This is a genomic window from Nesterenkonia sandarakina, assembly GCF_003003175.1.
GTDB classification, from domain to species: Bacteria; Actinomycetota; Actinomycetes; order Actinomycetales; family Micrococcaceae; genus Nesterenkonia; species Nesterenkonia sandarakina_A.
In genome coordinates, this window is record NZ_PVTY01000011.1 from 21075 (window position 1) to 44486 (window position 23412).

At 68.0% G+C, this 23412-nt stretch carries 23 protein-coding genes and 1 other RNA gene; 8 read left to right on the forward strand and 16 right to left on the reverse strand.

Going from position 1 to position 23412, the window contains the following annotated elements:
* Positions 1-2 precede the first annotated feature (2 nt).
* The 3 genes from ftsE (at position 3) to smpB (ending at position 3628) form a co-directional block, all read left to right on the forward strand.
* Positions 3-2141 carry a cell division ATP-binding protein FtsE gene (gene ftsE, locus BCL67_RS15640; protein WP_106123322.1) on the forward strand — a complete coding sequence of 713 codons (2139 nt, stop codon included), beginning with the start codon at positions 3-5 and terminating at the stop codon, positions 2139-2141.
* Positions 2138-3055, forward strand: a complete 918-nt coding sequence (gene ftsX / locus BCL67_RS10090; RefSeq protein ID WP_258174952.1) for a permease-like cell division protein FtsX — start codon at positions 2138-2140, stop codon at positions 3053-3055. Before ftsE ends, ftsX begins: the two co-directional genes overlap by 4 nt.
* Positions 3056-3124: 69 nt before the next feature.
* The gene (gene smpB, locus BCL67_RS10095; protein WP_106123323.1) at positions 3125-3628 is read left to right on the forward strand and encodes an SsrA-binding protein SmpB; all 504 of its coding nucleotides are present in this window, start codon (positions 3125-3127) and stop codon (positions 3626-3628) included.
* A 24-nt stretch (positions 3629-3652) separates the two neighbouring features.
* On the opposite strand, the gene BCL67_RS15645 is transcribed toward smpB, so the two are convergent.
* Positions 3653-4042, reverse strand: coding sequence for a DUF6480 family protein (locus BCL67_RS15645; RefSeq protein WP_219886487.1), 390 nt, complete (start codon positions 4040-4042; stop codon positions 3653-3655).
* An 87-nt stretch (positions 4043-4129) separates the two neighbouring features.
* On the reverse strand, positions 4130-5224 hold the full coding sequence (locus BCL67_RS10105; RefSeq protein WP_106123324.1) for an aldo/keto reductase: 1095 nt from the start codon (positions 5222-5224) through the stop codon (positions 4130-4132).
* 112 nt (positions 5225-5336) lie between these two features.
* Between BCL67_RS10105 and BCL67_RS10110 the strand changes: the two genes are divergently transcribed.
* From BCL67_RS10110 to BCL67_RS15825, 3 genes are all read left to right on the forward strand, one after another.
* Positions 5337-5612: a YrhK family protein gene (locus tag BCL67_RS10110; protein WP_106123325.1), complete on the forward strand. Its 276-nt coding sequence runs from the start codon at positions 5337-5339 to the stop codon at positions 5610-5612.
* Positions 5613-5772: 160 nt separating this feature from the next.
* A complete protein-coding gene (locus BCL67_RS10115) occupies positions 5773-7416 on the forward strand; it encodes a hypothetical protein (protein WP_258174953.1) in 1644 nt (547 codons plus the stop codon).
* On the forward strand, positions 7337-7930 hold the full coding sequence (locus tag BCL67_RS15825) for a hypothetical protein (protein WP_258174955.1): 594 nt from the start codon (positions 7337-7339) through the stop codon (positions 7928-7930). Before BCL67_RS10115 ends, BCL67_RS15825 begins: the two co-directional genes overlap by 80 nt.
* 92 nt (positions 7931-8022) lie before the next feature.
* On the opposite strand, the gene ssrA is transcribed toward BCL67_RS15825, so the two are convergent.
* The 11 genes from ssrA to BCL67_RS10170 all read right to left on the reverse strand — a co-directional run bounded on the left by ssrA (position 8023) and on the right by BCL67_RS10170 (position 17305).
* Positions 8023-8395, reverse strand: a transfer-messenger RNA (tmRNA) gene (gene ssrA / locus BCL67_RS10120).
* A gap of 66 nt (positions 8396-8461) precedes the next feature.
* On the reverse strand, positions 8462-8878 hold the full coding sequence (locus tag BCL67_RS10125; protein WP_106123326.1) for a fluoride efflux transporter FluC: 417 nt from the start codon (positions 8876-8878) through the stop codon (positions 8462-8464).
* A complete protein-coding gene (locus tag BCL67_RS10130) occupies positions 8868-9407 on the reverse strand; it encodes a fluoride efflux transporter FluC (RefSeq protein WP_181255975.1) in 540 nt (179 codons plus the stop codon). The genes BCL67_RS10125 and BCL67_RS10130 overlap by 11 nt, the downstream gene beginning before the upstream one ends.
* Positions 9408-9437: 30 nt before the next feature.
* Positions 9438-10220: a metal-dependent transcriptional regulator gene (locus BCL67_RS10135; RefSeq protein WP_106123328.1), complete on the reverse strand. Its 783-nt coding sequence runs from the start codon at positions 10218-10220 to the stop codon at positions 9438-9440.
* Positions 10221-11132, reverse strand: coding sequence for a metal ABC transporter permease (locus BCL67_RS10140; protein ID WP_106123329.1), 912 nt, complete (start codon positions 11130-11132; stop codon positions 10221-10223).
* A 91-nt stretch (positions 11133-11223) separates the two neighbouring features.
* Positions 11224-12054 (reverse strand): metal ABC transporter ATP-binding protein, encoded by an 831-nt coding sequence (locus BCL67_RS10145; protein WP_106123330.1) that lies wholly within the window; start codon positions 12052-12054, stop codon positions 11224-11226.
* Positions 12051-13043, reverse strand: a complete 993-nt coding sequence (locus BCL67_RS10150; protein ID WP_219886489.1) for a metal ABC transporter solute-binding protein, Zn/Mn family — start codon at positions 13041-13043, stop codon at positions 12051-12053. The genes BCL67_RS10145 and BCL67_RS10150 overlap by 4 nt, the downstream gene beginning before the upstream one ends.
* A 167-nt stretch (positions 13044-13210) precedes the next feature.
* On the reverse strand, positions 13211-14023 hold the full coding sequence (gene hisN / locus BCL67_RS10155) for a histidinol-phosphatase (RefSeq protein ID WP_106123331.1): 813 nt from the start codon (positions 14021-14023) through the stop codon (positions 13211-13213).
* Between the two features lie 47 nt (positions 14024-14070).
* Entirely contained in the window at positions 14071-15186 is a 1116-nt protein-coding gene (gene rsgA / locus BCL67_RS10160; protein WP_106123332.1) for a ribosome small subunit-dependent GTPase A, read from the reverse strand.
* Positions 15183-16637 (reverse strand): 3-phosphoshikimate 1-carboxyvinyltransferase, encoded by a 1455-nt coding sequence (aroA, locus tag BCL67_RS10165; protein ID WP_106123333.1) that lies wholly within the window; start codon positions 16635-16637, stop codon positions 15183-15185. The genes rsgA and aroA overlap by 4 nt, the downstream gene beginning before the upstream one ends.
* An 11-nt stretch (positions 16638-16648) precedes the next feature.
* Positions 16649-17305, reverse strand: coding sequence for a DoxX family protein (locus BCL67_RS10170; protein ID WP_106123334.1), 657 nt, complete (start codon positions 17303-17305; stop codon positions 16649-16651).
* Positions 17306-17494: 189 nt separating this feature from the next.
* Here BCL67_RS10170 and BCL67_RS10175 point away from each other — a divergent pair, with 189 nt between their 5' ends.
* A complete protein-coding gene (locus BCL67_RS10175; protein ID WP_374955645.1) occupies positions 17495-18226 on the forward strand; it encodes a sigma-70 family RNA polymerase sigma factor in 732 nt (243 codons plus the stop codon).
* Positions 18227-18321: 95 nt separating this feature from the next.
* The gene (gene rsrA, locus BCL67_RS10180) at positions 18322-18564 is read left to right on the forward strand and encodes a mycothiol system anti-sigma-R factor (RefSeq protein ID WP_374955646.1); all 243 of its coding nucleotides are present in this window, start codon (positions 18322-18324) and stop codon (positions 18562-18564) included.
* Between the two features lie 114 nt (positions 18565-18678).
* On the opposite strand, the gene BCL67_RS15985 is transcribed toward rsrA, so the two are convergent.
* The 3 genes from BCL67_RS15985 to BCL67_RS10190 are packed head-to-tail and all read right to left on the reverse strand — an operon-like array spanning position 18679 to position 23369.
* Positions 18679-18753, reverse strand: coding sequence for a 50S ribosomal protein bL37 (locus tag BCL67_RS15985; protein WP_369699669.1), 75 nt, complete (start codon positions 18751-18753; stop codon positions 18679-18681).
* Positions 18754-18784: 31 nt separating this feature from the next.
* Positions 18785-19444, reverse strand: coding sequence for a GDSL-type esterase/lipase family protein (locus BCL67_RS10185; RefSeq protein ID WP_106123337.1), 660 nt, complete (start codon positions 19442-19444; stop codon positions 18785-18787).
* Between the two features lie 4 nt (positions 19445-19448).
* Positions 19449-23369 carry a multifunctional oxoglutarate decarboxylase/oxoglutarate dehydrogenase thiamine pyrophosphate-binding subunit/dihydrolipoyllysine-residue succinyltransferase subunit gene (locus BCL67_RS10190; protein ID WP_106123338.1) on the reverse strand — a complete coding sequence of 1307 codons (3921 nt, stop codon included), beginning with the start codon at positions 23367-23369 and terminating at the stop codon, positions 19449-19451.
* Between the last annotated feature and the right edge of the window lie 43 nt (positions 23370-23412).

Sequence of the window (23412 nt, forward strand, 5' to 3'; positions counted from 1 at the left end):
CCATGATCCGATTCGAACAGGTCACCCGTCGCTACGAGGCCGACGGGCGGCCGGCCCTCGATGACGTCACCGTGGAGTTCTACCGCGGAGACTTCGCGTTTCTGATCGGCGCCTCCGGCTCGGGCAAGTCCACCCTGCTGCGAATGATCCTGCGTGAGGGCCTGCCCCAGCGCGGGAAGGTCACCGTGGCCGGGCAGAACCTCGGGCTGATGCTCGACCGCCGCGTCCCGGACTTCCGGCGCAGCATCGGCATGGTCTTCCAGGACTTCCGCCTGCTGCCGGACAAGACCGTGTTCGACAACGTTGCCTTCGCGATGCGGGTGCTGGGCACCAAGCGCAGCGCCATCCGCAAGCGCGTCACCAAGGTCCTCGAGAAGGTCGACCTCGCCCACCTCGCCAAGCGCTACCCGCATGAGATCTCCGGCGGTGAGCAGCAGCGCGCCGCGATCGCGCGCGCCATCGTCAACGACCCGGCGATCCTGCTCGCCGATGAGCCCACCGGCAACCTGGACCCGCGCGCCTCTGCCGAGGTCATGAAGGTGCTGCGCTGGATCAACGCCTCCGGCACCACCGTCATCATGGCCACCCACGACCGCGCGATCGTCGACCAGGCCGACAGTCGCGTGGTGCAGCTGCATCGCGGACGCCTGGTCCGCGATGAGCCCCACGGCTTCTACGACGCACCCGAAGGCTCCGAGGCCTGGGACGTGCTCGCTCAGGAAGAGGGCGAATCAGGACTGCGCGCCCATGACCCGGCCCCGCTCAAGACCTGGATGCTCCCGGTCACCGGCGGCGCCGCCGGCGGGGTGTCCGGCAGCGACAGCTACGACGAAACCATCGATGACGAGGCTCACGACGACGAGACCCTTCATCGCGACCTGGATGACAGCTCCACCGCCGATGCGGGCACGGAGGGCCACCACACCTGGGAGCCCGACACGCAGGACCACCACTTCGTGGAGTCCCGGGATGAGTCCATCGACCACGTCGGTGACCACCCACAAGACCAGGTGATGGCCCCTGGCGAGGACCCCTCGGTCCTCGCCTATGACGAGGACCCTGTGCTCCGGGAGACCGCGCCGCTGGATTCCACCGAGGAGCTCGCCGCAATGGACCTAGAGGGTGACGCGGTCTTCGACGCGCCGTTCGAGGAGGGGTCCGAGCGTGAAGAGCCGATCTTCGACGAGCCCATCCAGGAGGAGCCCGAGCAGGAAGAGCTCCTCGGCGATCAGGAGTCCTACCTCGACGATGACGAAGTCGACGACGTCGATGATGCCGACGTCGATGAGGACGAACACGAGAACGACGCTGATCACGAGCAGACCGGTCTGCGGATCACCTGGCCCGATCATCTCCGCGAGGACGCGCACAGCCACGACGTGCCTGAACTTCATAGCGACTTCAACGGCACCGAGATGCCTGATCTTGAGCAGGACGGCTACACCGAGACCGAGGACGAATCGGCAGAGGCAGAGCAGATCGAGTTCCTGAGCGGTCACCCCACTGACGCCGATCTCCCGCTGACCGAACCGCAGCTGGAGGAGCCGGTGGCCGGCGAGATTGCGGCAGTGTCGCACGACGACGCCCCGTCGGCCCCTGAGCCCGCCGAAGCTGATCGACCCCAGCTCCAGCAGCCGGCGTCTCAGGTGTTCGCCGATGAACCCCTTGCTCCGGCGACGCCGCCGCCCGCGCGGCCCCGGCTGTCCTGGCTCGCCCATTCAAGCGACGCCGCCCCGGATCGGACCAGTGCAGAGCCGGCCGAGCAGTCGGCACCGTCGGTCCCGGCGTTCACGCTGGATCCGCCCACGCAGGAGCCGTTCTCACCCGGGTCTGCCCTCCGAGATATGACCGCCGAGCCCGGGAATGAACCGGAGCCGGAGTTTGAACCGGAACCCGAGCCCGAGGTCGAGCCAGTGGCCGCGTTCGAACCCGAACCCGAGCCCCGACCAGGGCTCGACCCGGCCGGTGACCCCCAGCTCGAATTCGAACCAGAACCCGAGCCCGATGAACCCCGCCCGGTGCCGAAGCCCATGTCGTCGGCCTCGCAGTCCACCTACACCGATGCGCGCAGGACCGCCGAACATCTCGGAATTCCCCGCTCGCGTCGATCCATCATGCGCCGTCTGAGGAGGGACAAGTGAACCGGCTCCTCTACATGCTCGGCGAGACGTTCAGCTCGTTGCGCCGCAACGTCGCCATGGTCGCCTCCGTCATCCTGGTCACCTTCATCTCGCTGACCTTCGTCGGCTCCGCCGCGCTGATGCAGACCCAGGTCAACCAGATGACCGACGACTTCTACGACCGCCTGGAGCTCTCGGTCTTCCTCTGCACCGAGAACTCGCCTCAGTCCGCCTGTCCCACCGGTGCGGTGAGCGCGGATCAGCGCGACTCGCTGGAACACACCCTGACCGATGGCGCGGCCAGCCAATACGTGGCCAGCTACCGCCATGAGACCCAGCAGGAAGCTCTCGACGATTTCCTGGAGACCCGCGGGGAGAACTCCCGGACCGCGTCGCTGACCGCCTCGGACATGCCGGAGTCCTACCGCGTGTTGCTCCATGAACCGGAGGAGTTCCCGGTGGTCACCGAGCTCTTCGGATCCGCCCCCGGGGTGGAATCCGTGGCAGACCAGCAAGAGGTGCTCGATCAGATCTTCGGGATCCTCAACGGCCTGACCATGGTGGCGCTGATCATCGCCGGAGTGATGATCGTGTGTGCGCTGCTGCTGGTGGCCACCACCATCAGGCTTTCCGCCTTCAGCCGACGCCGCGAGACCGGGATCATGCGCCTGGTCGGCGCCTCGAAGTCCATGATCCGGATGCCCTTCGTATTCGAAGGCGTGATCGCCGCGCTGATCGGAGGGCTGCTCGCCTGCGCCGCCACCTGGGTCGTCGCGGAGTTCGTGCTGGGCCAGTGGATGGCCCAGCAGGTCCCGAGCATCCACTTCATCGACTCCGCCCAGGCCTGGAGCATCATGCCCGGTCTGCTTGCGATCGCCGTGGTCCTGGCGATCATCGCCTCCTGGGTCACGGTACGCAGATACCTGCGTGTATGATCGAAGGTCGGCTCTTCTGGCCACTGCAGAAGAACGCCGAGATCAGCGATACAGCGCGGAGGTGACACGGTGGCGAAGAAGAAGGGCGCGAAGAAAGAGCGCGATCCCAACAACAGCATCGTGGCCACGAACCGGCGTGCGCGGCACGACTACCAGATCCTCGACAAGTACGAGGCAGGCCTGGTGCTCACCGGCACCGAGGTGAAGTCGCTGCGCGAAGGCACAGCCAACCTCACCGACGGATTCGCCGGTTTCTCCCCCGGGGGAGAGCTCTGGCTCGAGCAGGTCACGATCCCCGAGTACCTCAACGGCACCTGGACCAACCACTCGGCCCGCAGGAAGCGCAAGCTGCTGCTGCACAACAAAGAGCTGGTGAAGATCTCCCGCCAGATCGAAGACCCGGGCCTCACCATCGTCCCGATGTCGCTCTACTTCAAGGACGGCCGGGCCAAGGTCGAGATCGGCATCGCCCGCGGCAAGCGGGAGTTCGACAAGCGGCAGACCCTCAGGGAGAACCAGGACAACCGCGAGGCCCAGCGCGCCATGCGCTACCGGAACCTGCGGTCATCCTGATACTCGGGTGCTGAAGCGCCCCGCTCAGTCGAGCAGCCCGGCGATGTAGCCGACGAAGATCAGCAGCACCACCACGACGATCGCGATGATCGCCACCGTCATGACCAGGTTGCCCCTGGGAGGCTTTGTCGGCGAAGCCTGCTTCGGCGAGGCCGTGGCGGAGTTCGAATCCGGTGGGGTGTCGCCCGGCTGCACGCCGCCGCCAGCCTCAAGACCCGGAGTGTCATTCGGTTCTGGATCCAGACCCGGGTTGCGTGCATCCTCATCACGGTGATGCTCGCCGTGGGTATGCTGATTCCCACCGTCCCGCTGGTGCGGAGGCGTGTCCAGCGGCTGGCCGCCGTTCACGCCGCTCGCGCCGTGGTCCGGGGTGGGCCGCTGCGCATCTTCTGGCTTGTTCTGCTCGGTGGTCATCTGACACCTCAATCTGTTGTGGTCATCTGTCTTCACCTTAGTCAGACCACCATCGGGTCCTGTCCGCGCGAGCTGGACGTCAGCTGACTACTCGCCGATCTTCTCCGCGATCTCCCGCTTGGTGGTCGCCATGATGGATTCATCCGCGCCGCTCATCCGTTCACTCGCCATATCTGCCTGGTGCCAGAACGGGTAGGCGAGGGATGGCCGGCCGGCGTCGTCGATCGCCTGGGTGTCTTCCGCGTCCAGTGAGACCTCGAAGGTGCCCAGCAGATCGTTCCACTGCTCCAGGCTGCGCGCACCCACGGCGAGGTTGGTCACTCCGGGGCGCTCCAGCAGCCAGGCCAGCACCACCTGCGGGATCGTGGCGTTGTTGCGCTGGGCGACCTCATCGAGGACGTCGACGACGCCGTAGAGCCGCTCCCAATCCGCGACGCGCAGCTCGGAGCCGTCGCCGTCGGCCATGCGGGCGCCGGATTCTGGGTGCTGGTCCCTGCGGAACTTGCCGGTGAGCAGGCCCATGCCCAGGGGGCTCCAGGACTGGGTGCCGATGCCCTGATCGATGCCGGCGGGGATCATCTCGTATTCGGCCTCGCGGGAGTACGGCGAGTAGTGGATCTGCTGCACCACCGGCTTGATGAACCCGTTGACCTCGCAGACCTTCATCGCCTTCATCAGCTGCCAGCCCGTGTAGTTCGAGACGCCGTAGTACCGGATCTTGCCTGACCGGACCAGACCGTCCATGGTCTGCAGCGTCTCTTCCAGCGGGGTCTCACCGTCCCAGTGGTGCAGGTAGAACAGGTCGAGGTGGTCGCGGCCGATCCGGTGCAGGGACTTGTCCACCTCGTTGAGCAGGTGCCAGCGGGACGCACCGCCGTCGTTGGGACCGTCGCCGACCACCATCCGGGCCTTCGTGGTGACCAGCAGCTCGTCATAGCGGCCGCTGCGTGCCAGGGTCTCACCCAGCACCTCCTCGGAGACCCCGCCCGAGTAGAGGTTGGCGGTGTCGATCAGGTTGATCCCGGCTTCGAGGCACCGATCCAGCAGTACCGCGGCATCGTCGGGACCGAGGGTGCCCATATGTCCGCCGTCGGCGCCGCCGAAGGGCAGCGTGCCCAGGGCGAGCGGGGAGACCCGCAGGCCGCAGGTGGGGGAGAGGGGACGGTAGAAGGGGAGGCTCATAAGGCTCCTTCGCAGAGACGACGGGACGTCTCGGATACTACTCCGACTCCTGATGCGCCGGCTGAGCCGGGAATCGCCCGCGGCGCCGTGCCCCGGCGACTACTCTGGCCGCATGACTGACTCTGATCTGGTGCTGCATCTCGGCCGCGAGGAGCTGGTGATCCGGCGTCGCTACGAGACCCTGAGCATCGCCAACGACTTCCTGATCGCACTGACCTTCACGGTCGGCAGCGTGTTCTTCTTCTCGGAGTCCACGATGACCGCCGGCACCTGGCTGTTCCTGGCTGGGAGCCTGCTGCTGATGGTCCGCCCCACGATCAGGCTGATCCGGCGGGTCCACCTGGTGCGAGTGGGCGGCCCGGCGGCGGAGTCGGCCCGGGACTTCTGAGCGCAGACGCGTCCCTGGACGCCCTTCGAGGATTCCGTGGCGGGAGGCGGTACAGCCCGGGCATCACGCCATGCCAAGGGAGTCTGCAGAGGTCGTGGCAAACGCGAGCGTCGCTGGATAGCTTGGAGCACAGTCCTCGGCCAGCGGAAAGGTTCGACATGTGCCCCAGACCCCCACGGGTGATCCCAGCATGAGCATCGACCGGCGCGCCCTGGTGGCCCGGCACGCCATTCGTCGGAGCGCGATCGAGCCCGGGTCTCCGATCCAGCTGGGCAACGGCGAGCTCGGCCTGAGCGTGGACGGCACCGGACTGCAGACCTTCCCGGAGCTGCACCCGCACCCCGGTCGCGATCCGGAGCACCCGGGCAGCCTGCTCGGCACCCAGACCCAGTGGGGCTGGCATACGACGCCGCTCGACCCTCGACCGAGCATCGGCTCCGCCACGCGCCGCTTCGCCACCGCGCGCGGCTCGGTGCCCTACGTCGACCTCTCCACCGAGACCTTCGGCGAGGGTCCCGAGTCCGGCACCGAAGCGGAGCTCTGGCTGCGGGAGAATCCACACCGGCTGATGCTGGGCTGGATCGGACTGGCGCCGTCCTCAGTGGGCGGCAGCGAGCTGTCCGCCGACGATCTCCAGCCCATCAGCCAAGAGCTTGATCTCTGGACCGGCATCGCCGAGTCCAGATTCACCCTGCTCGGGTTCGCGTTCACGGTGCGAACCGCGGTGCACCCCGCTCGCGACGTCCTTGGCATCTCCATCGCCACCGATTCGCCGCATGCGCCAGCGCTGCGGCTGCGCTTTCCCTACGGCAGCGGGGCGTGGGGCAATGCGGCGTCCTGGCAGGACGAGCGTCACAGCACCACCGTGCACGACCGGGAGGGGTCGGTGGTGATCTCCCGCAGCCTGGATGAGTCCGACTACTCCGTGAGTCTGGGCAGTGACCAGCCGCTGCGCGCGGAGCAGCAGACGGTCCACGACGTGGTCATCTCAACTCAGCCGCTCCCCGGCGGGCAGCCCTGGGAGATCTCTGTGAGCTTCCGTCCCGGTCCGGCCTCCCGCAGCGACGCGGGACCGGCGGTGACCCCCGACCAGGTCTTCGAGGCGTCCGCTCGGTGGTGGGAGCAGCACTGGACCGGTGGCGGCGTCGTCGATCTCAGCGGCAGCACGGACCTGCGAGCCCCCGAGCTGGAGCGCCGAATCGTGCTCTCGCAGTACCTGACCGCGATCAACTGCTCGGGCAGCACCCCGCCGCAGGAGACCGGACTGATGATCAACTCCTGGCGCGGGAAGTTTCACCTGGAGATGCACTGGTGGCACGCCGCCCACTTCCCGGTCTGGGGCAGACCCGCGCTGCTGCAGCGCAGCCCCGACTGGTATCACCAGGTGCTGCCGGAGGCGCAGCCTCGACTGGTATCACCAGGTGCTGCCGGAGGCGCAGCGCACGGCCGCGGCCCAGGGCGTCACCGGGGCCCGCTGGCCCAAACAGGTGGGACCGGCGGGGGAGGAGACGCCCAGCGACATCGGTCCGTTCCTGCTCTGGCAGCAGCCCCACCTGATCTACTTCGCGGAGCTGCTGCGGCGCAGCGTCGGGATGGAACAGGCGGAACAGTACGCCGAGCTCGTCTTCGAGACGGCCGAGTTCATGGCGACGCACCCGAACGACGACGACGGCGTGGCCAGCCTCGGCGCCCCGCTCCTGCCGGCCCAGGAATGCTACGGCGATGTGAAGGCAGAGCTGAGCGATCCGACCTTCGAACTGGCCTACTGGCACTGGGCTCTGGACACCGCGATCCGCTGGCGTGAACTGCTGGGTCGTGAACCGGCCCCGCACTGGGAGCAGACCAGAGATGAGCTGCGACGGCCCGAGGTGCGCGAGGGCATCTACCCGGCGATCCGGCACCCGGTCCTTGACCGGCGCACCGACCACCCCTCGGTGCTGGGCGCCCTCGGCGTGGTGCCGCGGACCCCCTTGATCCGCCCCGAGATCATGGAGGCGACCCTGTTGGACATCCTCCAGAACTGGGACTGGCGGAGCACCTGGGGCTGGGACTGCCCGATGATCGCGATGACCGCCGCCAGGCTGGGCAGACCCGATCTGGCAGTGGATGCGCTGCTGATGCCGACGCCGAAGAACAGCTATCTCTCCAACGGGCACAACTGGCAGAACGAGGGTCTTCCGCTGTACCTGCCGGGCAACGGCGGTCTGCTGATCGCGGTCGCACTCATGGCCGCGGGCTGGGACGGCTCGAAGGATGCGCCCGGCTTCTCCGGAGGCTTCACCGTGCGGCACGAGGGCCTGAACCGGCTTCCCGCCTGACTGGGTCTCGCGACCCGGTTTCGCGCCGGATCCGGCTCAGGCCCGTCCCCGGGCACAAAAAAGCCCGAGCAGGCTGAGCCTGCTCGGGCGATCTGTGGAGACGGCGGGAATCGAACCCGCGTCCGATCTGGATTCACATGGGCTTCTCCGGGTGCAGTCTGCTAGTAGATTTTCTCGGCCCCAGCCGTCACGCAGACAGGCGGCTGACGGGCCCAGTCGTGTGAATTGTCGACCCAACTCCCCACGACGAGGAGTTGGAACCAGTGGCTATCTAGCTGATGCCAGGATCTGGGTCGATAGCAGACCCAGGCTGACAGACTCGCGTCGCTGCTTAGGCAGCGAGGGCGAAGTCAGTGCGCTTAGTTTCGGCACTTATTGTTTTGCAGAGGGGTATTTACGAGGTCACTCTGCATCCTCGACCCGCTTCACCATGATCAACTCAGATCGTCGAAACCGATCGTCCCCATATTGTGTTGTCAACGGGGCCTGCTCAGCCCCAGCCCACTCACCAGTTGCTGACGAGCGGACTTTTCAGTATAGACCCGACATCCGAGACAGTGCAATGCCCAGCGCGGCGGCCGCGAAGCCCAGGCCTACGTGGGTGACCCAGATGCCTGCGGCCCGCAGCTGTCGGCCCGCCATCCAGGTCTGCGCCACCCGCACCGAGACCGTGGCGAAGGTGCTCAGCGCGCCGAGCACCCCGATCGAGAGGATCGTGGAGCCCGTCCCGGAGAACAGGGCTGCGAACACCCCGGACCCGGCGTCCGCCCCGGTCTCGGCGAGCCAGGTGAGCTCCCCGAAGAGGTACCCCAGCACCAGGCAGCCCAGCACATTGGCCAGCAGGATCCCGGCGCGCAGATAGCGATCAAGCAGGAAGCGCAGCACCGCGCCGAGGGCGCCGCCCAGGGCTACGCCCAGCACGACGATCATACTGATCTCAGGATCCATGGTGCCCCTCGCTGCTCACGCCGAGATCGGCCGACTCGGCGCCGATCTGACCGAAGAGCGCCCGGCTGATGGTCAGCCCGGCGGCTGCCGCGGCGGTGGAGCCCAGGACGCTGAGGAACAGATAGGTCAGCATCTCCATCGCGCCGGGGCTGACGTAGGTCACTGCCGCGAGCCCGTCGTAGGCGGATCCCGGCATCGAGGGCATCACGGCGAGGATCACCGCGGAGAAGGTCGTATAGGAGGCCAGCAGTCCGGTGCCGAAGGTGGGCACCACCCAGTCCGGGGTGCTGGCCCGAGCGCGCGCGGCTCCGATCAGCAGGCCCAGCATCCCGGAGCCGCTGAGGTTGATCGCCATGGTGGTCCAGGGGAACTTCATACCCTGTTCGGGGATCAGCTCGCCGATGACCAGTCGCAGCAGCGCGCCGCCGGCCCCAGCGAGGGCCACCAGCAGGATCAGCACCAACAGCGAGGTCGGCGGCCGCTTGGGGCGCGGGCGCCTGCTGGTGGCAGGTGATTCGGTGGATGACACCAGTACAGGATACGTCCGCGCGCGGCGGCCTCAGCGGACCACGCTCACGCGCATGGCGTGGGCCACCTCATGGGCAAGCCTGATGCTGGTTTCCGCCGGAGCCTCGGCCGCCTCTCCCGGGCCGGCTCCGTCGCCGGTCTGCCCGCTGGCCTGCCCAGCGTTCTGCGCGGCTGGAGTCAGTGGAGTCAGGACGACGGCGCCGCCCTCGGTGGCTTCGACGGTGACCTGCGCACCGATGGGCACCCGGTGGGCGTCGAGGGCGGAGAGCGCATCGGGGACGGCGTCGTCGACCTGTTCCAGGCGGACCTTCATCGCGGCCGGGACCCGGCAGAGGAGCTGGGTCTCGGGGTAGTCGAGCTGCAGGTCCGGCCCCGGGATCGGGTCCCCGTGCGGGTCCACCCGCGGATGACCGAGCCGCACGTCGAGGCGTTCCACGAAGGTCTTCGAGACCGCATGCTCCAGACGCTCAGCCTCCTCATGGACCTCGCCCCAGCCGTAGCCCAGCTCGCGCACCAGCCAGGTCTCGATCAGCCGGTGTCGACGCACCATGGCCAGGGCGAGCTGACGTCCGGCCCCGGTCAGCGCGATCGGCGCGTAGGGCCGGTGCTCGACGAGACCCAGATCCGCCATCTTGCGCATCATCAGCGACACCGAGGGGTTCGAGACGCCGAGGGTCTTGGCCAGCGCGGAGGCGGTCACCGAGGCGCCGTCCCATTCGGCGAGGCCGTAGATGGTCTTGGCGTAGTCCTCCACCGACGTGGTGGCGGCATCGATCGCGGTGGATCGGCCCTGAGCCGAGGTGCGGGGAGTCATCTAGGCGGGATCCTTCACGTCGAGGAGCGTATCGATCGGGCGGGTCGGGGCGGCGTGCTCCCCGGCGGAACGCTGACGCCGCTGGCGCAGCCGCGGGACCATGCCCTTCACCGGGGCGAACAGGTAGGCCAGGGCGAACTGACCTGACTGTGCCAGCACGATCGAGCCGCCGGTGGAGATGTCCAGCCAGTAGCTGGCATAGACACCGATCAGCGCCGAGGCTGCGGCGCTGCACGCGGCGACGGCGAGCATCGGCCCGAAGCGGCGGCACAGCAGCAGCGCGGTGGCACCGGGCACCACCAGCATAGCGACCACCAGCAGGATCCCCAGCGTCTGCAGCGAGGTCACGGTGGTCAGCGCGAGCAGCGCCAGCAGCAGGATCGACAGCGCCCCGGTGGAGAGCCCGATGGTGTGGGCGTGGATCTTGTCGAAGGCCAGCAGCACGAAGCTGCGGCGGAGCGCCAGCAGCACCGCCACGGTGGCCAGTCCCATGCCGGCGGTCTGCAGCAGGTCCTGCTGCGAGATGCCCAGCACATTGCCGAAGAGGATATGGGTCAGGTGCGTCTCGCTGGGGGTCCGGGAGACCAGGACCAGGCCCAGCGCGAAGAGCGAGGTGAACACCACCCCGATCGAGGTGTCATGTTTGAGCGTCGACCCGCCGCTGATCCCGCCGATCAGCAGCACCGCGAGCATCCCGAAGACGAAGGCGCCCAGCGCCATCGGCAGGCCGAAGATGTGCGCCAGCACGATCCCGGGCAGGATCGAGTGCGCCACGGCCTCGCCCATCAGCGACCAGCCCATCAGCACCAGCCAGCAGGAGAGCAGCGCGCAGACCACAGAGGAGATGATCGCCGCGGCCAGGGCGTGCTGCATGAAGGGGAATTCCATCGGCTGGACCAGCAGCTCCCACATCAGCGTGCCCCCTTCGTCAGTGCTTCATCCGTCGGCTGGTCGCGCCGTTGTTCGTCGCGCAGCGGTTCGTCCTGCAGCGGTTCCCCGCGCATCAGGTCGTCTCACGCAGCACGGCGCCGAAGCTGCGGCCGAGCTGCTCCTCGGTGAGCACCTCGCTGGGCAGTCCAGCGGCGAGCACCCGCTGGTGCAGCAGGACGACCTCGTCGGCGAGGTCCTCCACTCCGGCGAGGTGGTGGGTGGAGATCAGCACGGTGGTGCCCGAGGTGTCACGCAGCGCCTTGAGCACCGAGCTGATCAGCTCCTCCGAGCCGCGATCCACTCCGGCGAAGGGCTCGTCGAGCAGCATCAGCGGAGCCTGCTGAGCGATCGCCCGGGCCAGGAACGCGCGCTTGCGCTGACCTCCGGAGAGCTCACCGATCCCACGCCGGCGCAGCTCGCTGAGACCGACCTGATCCAGGGCTTCGTCGCAGGCCAGTCGGTCCGAGGGCCGGGCGCGCTTGGTGAGGCCCATATGTCCGTAGCGCCCCATCATGACCACCTGTTCCACGCTGACCGGGAAGCTGGTGTCGACCTGCTCGTGCTGGGGCACATAGCTGACCTGGTTGCGGCGTCGCGCCCTGGAGGGGTCCATCCCGAAGAGCCGCACCGTCCCGGCCGTGGGCCGGTGCAGTCCCAGCAGCGCCTTGAACAGGGTGGACTTCCCGGAGCCGTTGGCGCCGAGCAGCGCGCAGATGCGCCCCGCGCCCACGGTGATGCTGACCTCGTCCAGCGCCCGGACGCCGGGATAGCCGGCGCTGAGCCGCTCGACGACGACGGCGGCACCTGGTGTGGCGCCGCTGCCGACACCTGTGTCGGCGCTCGTCTCAGAACCGGCCCGGGGAGTCGTGTCGGGGTGTGTGTGGGGGCTCGTCTCGGTGCTCAACGTTGGGCTCCTTCGATGATCAGGTCCAGGTCATGTTCCAGGAGCTCGAGGTAGCTCGGGGCCGGCCCGTCGGCCTCGGTGATCGAATCCACGTGCAGCGGCTCACTCAGGGTGGCGCCGGTGGTCTCCGCGACCTGCTGCTGGGCTCCGTCGTTGACGGTGGATTCGCAGAAGATCGTTGGCACCTGGTGCTCCTGGACGTAGCGGATCTGCGCCTCCACCTGCTGCGGACTGCCCTCATTCTCGGCGTTGAGCGGCCAGAGGTAGTGCTCGCCGAGGTTCAGGTCCTCGGCCAGATAGCTGAAGGCGCCCTCGCAGGTCACCAGGTGGATCTCACCGTCCTCCTGCAGCGGTGCCAGGCGCTCCTCGGCCCGGTCCCAGATCGCTTGGATCTCCCCGCGGTAGCTGTCCGCGTTCTCGGCGAACTGCGCGGAGTCCTCGGGGGAGAGCTCGCTCAGGGCCGCCTCGATGTTGTCCACATAGATCATGGCCTGGGCCGGCGACATCCAGGCATGCGGGTTGACCGGCAGGTCCTCGTCGTCTGCTGCCTCAGCCTCAGCTGCGGAGTCTGCAGGGTCCGCAGCCGCACCCGGGGAATCCTCGGGCAGCCGGGTGACCGGCAGGGTCTCCACCGACTCGGAGAGCATCAGCACCTCCACCGAGGAGTGGCTGAGGAACTGCTCGTACCAGGCCTCCAGGCCGAGCCCGTTGAAGAAGATCACGTCTGCCGCTGCCGCGTCGCGGAGATCGCCGGGCGTGGGGGAGTACTCGTGGACCTCGGCGCCGGGCGGGGTGATGGACCTGGTGTCGACGAGGTCTCCGCCCACGGCGCGGGTCATATCCGCGAGCACCGAGAAGCTGGTCAGCACCACCGGCCGCTGGTCCTCTGGGGCTCCGTCGGGTTCACCGGAGTTCGCCGCGGCACAGCCGCTCAGCGCCAGCGCACCGAGCATCCCGGTGGCGAGGGTGAAGGACCGGGTGTGGCTCATGCCCACAGTATAATTTAGGCACACCTAAAACTGCAAGCGGGGCCGGACTGAGCGCCTGACCGGGCTCAGTGCCTCAGATGGCTCGGTCCCTCAGATGGCTCGGTGCCGCAGGTGAATCAGAGTCCGGTACGACTCGGGGCCTCCGCCGGATGAGAGCCCGAGCGGACTCAGAACGGGGCGGGGCGGTCGGCGGCGAGGGCGCCCAGGGCGGCGTCGTGGAGCAGGCCGTTGGTGGCCAGCCCGTTGGTCCCGGTGCATCCGGGCTCCCCGTCCAGGGAGGTGAAGATGCCGCCGGCCTCGCGGATGATCGGCACCAGCGCCGCCATGTCGTGCAGGCTCAGCTCCGGCTCGGCGGCCATGTCGACCTGACCCTCGGCGACCATGCAGTAGGACCAGAAGTCGCCGAAGGCGCGGGTCCGCCAGACGGTCTCGGTGAGCTCCAGGAAGTTCTGGCTGCGCCCGATCTTCCGCCATCCGGCGAGCGAGGAGTAGGAGAGGAAGGCGTCCTCGAGGCGAGGCACCTTGGAGACCTGGAGCCGCTTGGCCGAGGCCAGGGCCTTGCCGGTGTAGGCTCCGCCGTCCTTCGCGGCCCACCAGCGTCGACCCAGGGCGGGGGCGCTGACCAGCCCGACCACCGGTTCGCCCTCGTCGACCAGGGCGATCAGCGTGGCCCAGGCAGGCACTCCGCGGATGAAGTTCTTGGTCCCGTCGATCGGGTCGATGATCCACTGGCGCGGACCGGACCCGGTGGAGCCGAACTCCTCGCCCAGAATCGCGTCGCGGCCGCGCGCCCGGCTGAGCTGACCGCGGATGAGCTCCTCGGCCTGACGATCGGCCTCGGTGACCGGGGTCAGATCGGGTTTGGTCTCGACCTCGAAGTCCATGGAGGAGAAGAAGGACATCGTCTTCGCATCCACGGAATCGGCGATCATATGCGCCAGGCGCAGGTCATCGGTGTAGGCGCTGGTGCTGAGGCTCATAGCGCCACGCTAGCAATCACTGAGCGGCAGGACCCGCATTCACGCGCTTACGCGCCGAGCCGCTTCTCTTCCGGGCCGTCCTCGGTGCCCGCCATGGACCGGATCAGTCCGCGCAGCGAGGCCAGCCGGGCGGCGCCGTGGTCACCGGCGTGCCCGTCCGCCACCCACGCGTCCAGGGCGCAGCCGCCCTCGGGGGAGATGTGCGCGCACCCCGGTTCGCACGCCGCGGAGCCCTCGACCAGGTCGGAGAAGGCGCCGAGCACGTCGTCGGGGGCGACGTGGGCCAGGCCGAAGGTGCGCACGCCCGGGGTGTCGATGATCCAGGAGCTGCGCGCCGTGGCCACATCCAGGGAGTTGGTGGGCTCCAGGTTCAGGGCGACGGCGGAGGAGGAGGTGTGCCGCCCGCGCCCGGTGACTGCGTTGACCCCGCTGGTGGCGCGGTCCGCGCCGGTCAGCGCGTTGACCATGGTGGACTTGCCCACCCCGGAGTGCCCGATCATGGCGGTGACCCGTTCGGTCAGCGATACGCGCAGCGCGACGACGGCGGCGTCGTCGAGCGTGGGGGTGCCGGAGGCGGTGCCTGCCGCCTGCTGGGAGACGACGGTCTGCAGGTCCAGCTCGGCGTAGTGGCTGATCAGCCCGGCAGGATCGGTCGGGTCCTCGACCAGGTCGGCCTTGGTGACCAGCAGGATCGGGGTGATGCCGGCGTCGTAGGCGGCGACCAGGGCGCGGTCGATGAACCCGGTGCGCGGGGCCGGATCTGCGGCCGCCACGACGATCAGCAGCTGGTCGGCGTTGGCGACGATCACCCGCTCGGCGTCGTCGGTGTCCTCGGCGCTGCGGCGCAGCAGCGTGGTGCGCTCCTGGATCCGGATCAGCCGGGCCAGCGAGCCCTCGTCGCCGGTGGTGTCGCCGACCAGTCCCACGATGTCACCGGGGACCACCGGGGTGCGGCGCATCGCGCGGGCGCGCACCGCTGAGATGATACGCTCACCGCCGTCGGGGTCCTCCAGGCGCACCGTGTAGCGTCCGCGGTCCACGGTCACGACCCGGCCCAGCTCGGCGTCGGCGTAGTCCGGGGACTCCTTGGTCCGGGGGCGGGTGCCCTTCTTGTTCGGGCGCACCCGCACGTGGGACTCGTCCCAGTCGGCCCAGCGGTTCATCCGTGCCGCCCCGGCAGGGAGGTCTCGGCCAGGAGCCCGGCCCAGAGCTTCGGGAAGTCGGGCATGGTCTTGGCGGTGCAGGCGATGTCTTCGACCTCGATGTCATCGACCACCAGGCCCAGCACCGCGCCGAAGGTGGCCATCCGGTGATCGGCGTAGCTGCGCACCAGTCCGCCGTGGGTGACCGGGGCGGTGACCTTGAAGCCATCCTCGGTCTCCTCCGCCGAGCCGCCGAGCCGGCGGATCTCGGCCACGAGCGCGGCGATCCGGTCGGTCTCGTGGCCGCGCAGATGCCCCACCGAGGTGAACAGGGTGGGTTCCTGGCACAGCGCGGCGAGGGCCGCCACGGTGGGGGTCAGCTCGGCAGTGCCGTCCACGGTGCCCGGGGTGCGCAGCGTGGTGCCGCGCACGCGCAGCGTCACGGTGGTCGGGGTCTCGGGCTCCTCGTCGACCTGCGCGCCGAAGGCTGGGAGCAGGTCGGTCCAGCGGCGCCCGATCTGGGTGGAGGCGATCGGCCAGCCACGCATCGTCACCTCTCCGCCGGTGACGACGGCGGCGCAGAGGAAGGGGCCGGCGTTGGAGAGGTCGGGCTCCACGCGGACGTTGAAGGCAGGGATGCCTCCGGGTTCCACGCGCCAGGTGTGCTTCGCCGGGGTGCTGACCTTCACGCCGACCTGCGCGAGCACCTGGAGGGTCATCTCCACGTGTTCCAGCGAGGGGACCGATTCGCCGATGTGACGCAGCGTGAGGCCGCGCGGCATCCGGGCCGCGGTGAGCAGCAGACCGGAGACGAACTGGGAGGAGGCCGAGGCGTCGATGGTGATCTCTTCGCCGGTGATGCCCTCCGGGGCATGCACGGTGAAGGGAAGGTGGCCCTCGCCGCCAGGTGCGGGGGCGCCGGGGCCGGTGATCTCGACGCCGAGGTCGCGCAGTCCGTGCTGGACCGCACCCATCGGGCGCACGCGGGCCTCAGGGTCGCCGTCGAAGTGGACCCGGGCTCCGGTCAGTGCGGCCACCGCGGGCATGAAGCGCATCACGGTGCCGGCAAGTCCGCAGTCGATGCTCAGCTCGGCGCCGGCATCCGAGGCGCGGGAAGCCTGGGAACTGCGCTCAGCCGCGGGGCTGTGCTCGGCATCGGAAGCGGCGCCGCCGGAGAGCGCCGGAAGCGGGGAGATCCGCACGGCGGAGACCCCGGAGTCCTCCCAGTCCTGAAGATGTTCCACGGTGCTGCCCAGCACCGTCAGCGCGTCGAGCATCAGCCGGGAGTCGCGGGACTGCAGCGGATTGATGACCACCGAGGGGCCATCGGCCAGGGCGGCCAGCAGCAGATACCGGTTGGTCAGGGACTTGGATCCGGGAACGGTGACCTCTGCGCGCAGAGGTGCCCCCGCCCGTGGCGCAGGCCACGGCTGCGGGGGCACCGATGCAGCGGGTGTAGATGTAGTGCTCACGTCGCTAGGTTCTAAGCTCCGACCTTCTTCTTGGCGGACTTGATGCCCTTGTCGGCTCCCTTGGACGCGTTGGTGATCGCCTTCAGGGCGTCCTTCTCGGCGCGCTGGAAGTTCTTCTTGGCGTTCTTCTCGAAGCTGCGGATCTTCTTGGTCGCGTCGCCGCCGACCCCATCGGCCCACTTGAAGGTCTTGTCGCCGAACTTGGCGCCCTTCTTGCGGGTGGTCTTCGCCAGGTGCTCGGCGCGCCAGGACAGCGAGGGCTTGCCGTCGAGATCCACCATGGCCAGGGTCAGGCCGCCGAGGATCGAGGCGTTCTTCAGCAGGGTGCTGCGCTGTGCAGTGACATCGGCGTCGTTCTCGACCTCTGCGTTGCGGTACTCGGCGTAGCTGTTGAACTTGTGCACGCCGGCCAGCATCAGCGCCGAGGCGCGCGGGAAGCGGCCCACGGCCAGTGCGACGCCGGCGACGACCTCCACCCCGCCCAGGACCTGGGTGGTGAGCTTGGCGTTGGAGACCAGGGGCTCAGCCTGGGGGAGAAGGGAGCCGATCTCCTCGAGGGTGGACTCGATCCTCGCCGAGGCCTCATCGGTGTTGCGCAGGCGGTCGACACCGCTGGCGATGAAGCTCGCGCCCAGCAGTGGGCGGGCGAATTTACGAAGCAGAGACATAGTGTCCTCCTGTAGGAGTGTGGCGCTGAAGCATCGTTCAAGGTCCAATCTACCCAATCAGGGCTGTCACGGGAATCGGCGGGCCTCACGGGCGGTCGGGGGGGGGGAATCAGCCGGCGCCGAGCGGCACCGGCACGCAGATGCGGCGTTCCCAGGAATGCACAGCGCGGCGTCGTCGTTGTCCCAGGTATGACCACACCGACTCTCACCCCAAGACGCGTCCGCGCCCCTGCGCGTGACGTCCGACGAACGGTGTGCGCGGTGCGAGTAGACTCATCAGTGATGGAAAAGCCCGCAGCCACCGGCACAGATGCAGATTCGAGCAGCGTCGTCGTCGCCGAAGAGACAGAACAACAGCGTCGCGTGCGTTTCGAGAGCGAGGCTCTCCAGTACGTGGACCAGCTGTACTCCGCCGCCATGCGGATGACGCGCAATCCCCAAGATGCTGAGGACCTGGTGCAGGAGGCCTACACCAAGGCGTACTCCGCGTTCCACCAGTACAAGCCGGGCACGAATCTCAAGGCCTGGCTCTACCGCATCCTCACCAACACCTACATCAACATCTACCGGAAGAAGCAGCGCCAGCCGCTGCAGGCCAACACGGACACCGTGGAGGACTGGCAGATGGCCCAGGCCGCGGAGCACACCTCTTCAGGTCTGCGCTCGGCCGAGGCAGAGGCGCTGGATCACCTGCCCGACTCCGACGTCAAGGACGCGCTTCAGCAGATCCCCGAGGAGTTCCGCCTGGCGGTCTACTTCTCCGACGTCGAAGGATTCGCCTATAAAGAGGTCGCCGAGATCATGAACATCCCGATCGGCACGGTGATGTCCCGACTCCACCGCGGCAGGAAGCTGCTGCGCGAACTCCTCAGTGACTACGCCCGCGAACGTGGCTTCAAGAAGCAGGAGGCCAAACGATGAACGATTCTGAACAGAGCCAGACCACCGAGGTCAGCCCCGGCAAGTGGCTCGACGAGAACTGCAAGGACGGGGACTGCACCGAGCAGCAGACCCGCATGGAGCGGATCTACGAATACGCCGACGGCGCGCTGAGCCGGGAGGACATCGGTGAGGTCGAGGCCCACCTGCATGCCTGCCCGGAGTGCGCCAACGACTACGACCTCGAGTGCATCATCCGCACCGTGGTCCGCCGCTCCTGCGCGGAACGCGCCCCGGAGACGCTGAAGGTCACCATCCTGGAGCGGATCAGCCAGATCCGCGTCGAGGCTGGACACCAGCAGGACGACGACCAGCGCTGAGCTGACACCAGGTACGACAGAACCCCCTGCAGAGATTCTCTGCAGGGGGTTCTGTGTTTCTGCGCTGCCGCTTCGAGAAGCGTCCACCGCAGCAAGAGCCTTAGATCACTGAGATCAGGAGTTGGGGCGCTTGCCGTGGTTGGCGTTCTTCTTGCGACGAGCGCTGCGCTTGCGTCCACGCTTGCTCATGATGAACTCCTTTCGTCGGCTGGAGATAATTCTAGGCCACGGGCTCCTGCAGCCCTAACCACGGATACCACCCGCGGTGCAGCACCAGCCAGGCGATCAGGCCGTAGCCTGCCTGTCCGGGCAGACCCCCGTTCGCAGCGAGGTCGCTGCGCCACTGTTCGTGGCTGACCAGCGGCGCGTACGCGTCCACGTAGACATGTGACCGGCGTGAGGCCACATCCCGGTAGGCGGCGTTGAGCTCCGAGATCCGCTGGTTGCGCTCCGCGTCGAGGGTCGGCACCGGCCCGAGGACCAGGCACCGGATGCCCTCCTGGGAGGCCCGGTCCAGGATGTTCGCGAGGTTCAGCCGGGAACGGGCCGAGGAGGTGGCGCTGTAGAGGTCGGTGTCATTGAGCGCGATGACCAGATGACGTTCCGGCGTGCTGCCGTCGGTCGTGGCCGCGGAGAACCGGGCCACCGCCTCGTCCTGCCACCGCTCGGAGAGCGCCTCGGTGCCCTCACCGGGCATGGCGAGGGCATAGTGCTCAAGGGTGAGTCCGTCGATCGGGGTCTTGGAGAGCACCCGACCGAACCACCCGAGAGCTCGGGGGTCACCGACGCCGCTGAGCAGCTCGTCGCCCAGGGCGACGAGGCGCACGTGGCGCCGATGACCGGAGGCTGCGGCTCTGAGATCCTGAGTGGAGTGTTCCATCAGCTCACAGGTCCAGGTGCGGGAAGGCCTTGCTCAGCAGGCCCTCCAGCTCCTTGGCGTGACGCTTGGCCTGTCCCACCGAGGTGGCGGCAGACTCAGCGCGGGAGACCAGCTTCAGCTCCTGCTTGAGCAGCGGACGCAGGTTCATCCCGAGGAACGGCCACGGACCCTGGTTGATCGGCTCGTCCTGGGCGTAGACGACCTCCTCAGCCGAGGAGTAGCGGTCCAGCTCGGCCTGCAGCTCTTCGACGGGCATCGGGTAGAGCTGCTCGAGCCGCACGATCGCGGTGGTCTCGTCCTTGTGCTTGTTCCGGGTGGCGATCAGGTCGTAGTAGAGCCGTCCGGAGACGATCAGGACCCGCTTGACCTTCGCGGCGTCGACATCGCGGTCCGGGATGACCTCCTGGAAGGTCCCGGTGGTGAAGTCCTCCACCGAGTTCGCCGCTGCCTTGAGCCGGAGCAGCTGCTTCGGGGAGAAGACGATCAGCGGGCGACGCGGACGCGCCACTGCCTGACGGCGCAGCAGGTGGAAGTAGTTCGCGCCCGAGGAGGGCAGGACCACGGTCATGTTGTCCTCAGCGCAGAGCTGCAGGAAGCGCTCCGGACGGCCTGACGAATGATCCGGTCCCTGACCCTCATAGCCGTGCGGGAGCAGCATGACCACCGAGGAGTTCTGGCCCCACTTCTGCTGGGCGGTCGCGATGAACTCGTCGATGATGATCTGGGCGCCGTTGACGAAGTCGCCGAACTGAGCCTCCCAGAGCACCAGCGCGTTCGGGTTCTCCACCGAGTAGCCGTATTCGAAGCCCAGTGCGCCGTATTCGGAGAGCAGCGAGTCATAGATGAAGAACCGGGCCTGATCCTCGGTCAGGTTCTTCAGCGGGTACCACTCGTCGCCGTTGACCCGGTCGTGGAAGACCGCGTGGCGCTGCACGAAGGTGCCGCGGCGCGAGTCCTGACCGGCCAGGCGGACCTCGGTGCCCTCCATGAGCAGCGAGCCGAAGGCCGCGACCTCCGCGAAGCCCCAGTCGATGCCGCCTTCGCGGGCCATCTTGGCCCGCTTCTCCAGCAGCGACTTCAGCTTCGGGTGCGGGGTGAAGCTCTCCGGGATGTTGGTGTGCACCTCACCGATGTGCGCCAGGGCGTCCTCGGTGATCTTGGTGTCGGTGCCTTCCCGATCCGGCATGGTGGTCTCGTCCTCTGAGGCCGTCGGGGCCATGCCCCGGGTGCCGGAGGCTTCGGGGTCGGCGGTCGAGATCGGCTGCGTCTGGGCGGCGTGGGTCTCGGTGAAGACCCGCTCCAGCCGCTGACGGAAGTCGCGCAGCGCCTGATCGGCCTCTTCCTGGGTGATGTCGCCACGTCCGACCAGCGCCTCGGTGTAGAGCCGGCGCGTGGTCCGCTTGGCCTCGACCAGGTTGTACATCTTGGGCTGGGTCATCGAGGGATCGTCACCCTCGTTGTGACCGCGTCGGCGGTAGCAGACCAGGTCGATCACGACATCCTTGTTGAACCGCTGGCGGTACCGGAAGGACAGCTGCGCCACCCGGGCCACCGACTCCGGATCATCGGCGTTGACGTGGAAGATCGGCGCCTGGATGGCCTTGGCCATATCCGTGGAGTAGGTCATGGACCGGGCGGCCGAGGGCGCGGTGGTGAAGCCGACCTGGTTGTTCACGACCACGTGCACGGTGCCGCCGGTGCGGTAGCCGCGCAGCTGGGACATGTTCAGCGTCTCCGCGACCACGCCCTGACCGGCGAACGCCGCATCGCCGTGGACCAGCAGCGGCATCACGGAGAAGGAGTTCAGCGCGTCGGCGCCCTGGTTGATCCGATCCTGCTTGGCGCGCACCACACCCTCGAGGACGGGGTTGACCGCCTCCAGGTGCGAGGGGTTCGCCGCGAGGTACACGCTGGTCGAGTTGCCGCGGTCGGAGGTGAACGAGCCGCGGGTGCCCAGGTGGTACTTCACGTCCCCCGAGCCGGTGCCGGCCTCGCGGCCCTCGAACTCGCGGAAGACCTGTGCGTGGGTCTTGCCGGCGATGTTGGTGAGCACGTTGATGCGTCCGCGGTGGGCCATGCCGATCGCGACCTCGTCGAGGCCCTCGTCGGCCGCCTCGGAGAGGATCGTGTCCAGCAGCGGGATCAGCGATTCGCCGCCCTCCAGCGAGAAGCGCTTCTGACCGACGAACTTGGTCTGCAGGAAGGTCTCGAACGCCTCCGCGGCGTTGAGCCGGCCCAGGATCCGGAACTGCTCATCCCGGGTGGGCTTCTCATAGGGGTGCTCGATCTCGTCCTGGAACCACTGGCGTTCCTCGGGGGACTGGATGTGCATGTACTCCACGCCGGTGCTGCGGCAGTAGGTGTCGCGCAGCACGCCGAGGATGTTGCGCAGCGGCAGCATCGACTTGCCGCCGAAGCCTCCGGTGGGCCATTCCCGATCCAGGTCCCAGAGGGTCAGCCCGTGGGTCTCGATGTCGAGGTCCGGGTGGCTGCGCATCTGGTACTCCAGCGGGTCCACCGAGGCCATCAGGTGACCGCGCACCCGGTAGGAGTGGATCAGCTGCTGGATCCGGGCGACCTTGTTGATCTGGTCCTCCGGGTTGACCTGGATGTCCGCGGACCAGTGGATCGGCTCATACGGGATCCGGAGCGCCTCGAAGATCTCCTCGTAGAACCCGTGCTTGCCGAGCAGGTACTCGTGGATGGTCTTGAGGAACTCGCCGGACCCGGCGCCCTGGATGACGCGGTGGTCATAGGTCGAGGTCAGTGTGATGACCTTCGAGACCGCCAGGTTGTTCAGCGTCTTCTCCGAGGCGCCCTGAAACTCGGCGGGGTACTCCAGCGCGCCCACACCGACGATCACGGCCTGGCCCTTGGAGAGCCGCGGCACCGAGTGCACGGTGCCGATGCCGCCGGGGTTGGTCAGCGAGACGGTGGTCCCGGCGTAGTCCCCGGGGGTGAGCTTGTTGTCCCGGGCGCGCTTGACGACGTCGTCGTAGGCGGCCCAGAACTCGGTGAAGCTCATCTCCTCGGCGGCCTTCATGTTCGGCACCACCAGCGCGCGGGTGCCGTCGGGCCGGGGCATGTCGATGGCCAGGCCGAAGTTCACATGGGCCGGGTGCACCGCCACCGGCTTGTTGTCCTGCACGTCATAGGTGACGTTCATCGACGGGTGCTGGCGCAGCGCCTTGAGCAGGGCGTAGCCGATCACGTGGGTGAAGGAGACCTTGCCGCCGCGGGTCCGCTTGAGGTGATTGTTGATCACGGTGCGGTTGTCGATGAGCAGCTTGGCGGGAACCGCACGCACCGTGGTGGCGGTGGGCACCGTCAGCGAGGCATCCATGTTCGCCGCGATGGCCTTGGAGATGCCCTTCAGCGGCACCACCTTGTCCTCCTTGGCCTCCTTCTTCTCCGACTCGGCCTTCGCGGCAGAGGGCTCGGAGGGGATCGGAGTGCCGGAGGAGCCCTCGGACTTCTTCGTCGTCGGATTCCGCGGGGCCACCGGCTTGCTGCCGGAGCGGCCCTTCTCACCGGCAGGCTTCTGCGACTGCGAGGGCTCGGCAGGGGTGGCGGTGGCCGGCGTGGTCTCGCTGGTGGAGGCGCGCTGGTTCTCCGCACTGGGGCTGGAGTCCGCTGACGGCTTCGGCGCGGACTTGGGCGCAGGCTTCGCGGCACCGTTGCTGCCGGATCCGGCGTCCTTGCCGGATGAGGACTTCGGCGCCGCAGGGGTGGACGCCGTCGGTGCGGGGGCCGAAGATGTGCCGGACGGTCGGTTACCACCGTCGCCCTCGAGCTGGCGGAAGATCTCAGCCCACTTCCGATCCACCGAATCCGGATCGTCCTTGAACTTGTCGTATATGTCGGCGACCAACCATTCGTTTCCCGGGAATTCCTCGGCAAGACGGCTGGACGTTAGCTCTGGCACTGTGGATACGCCTCTTCCATTGTGTTGTGTAGTTATCCGGCAC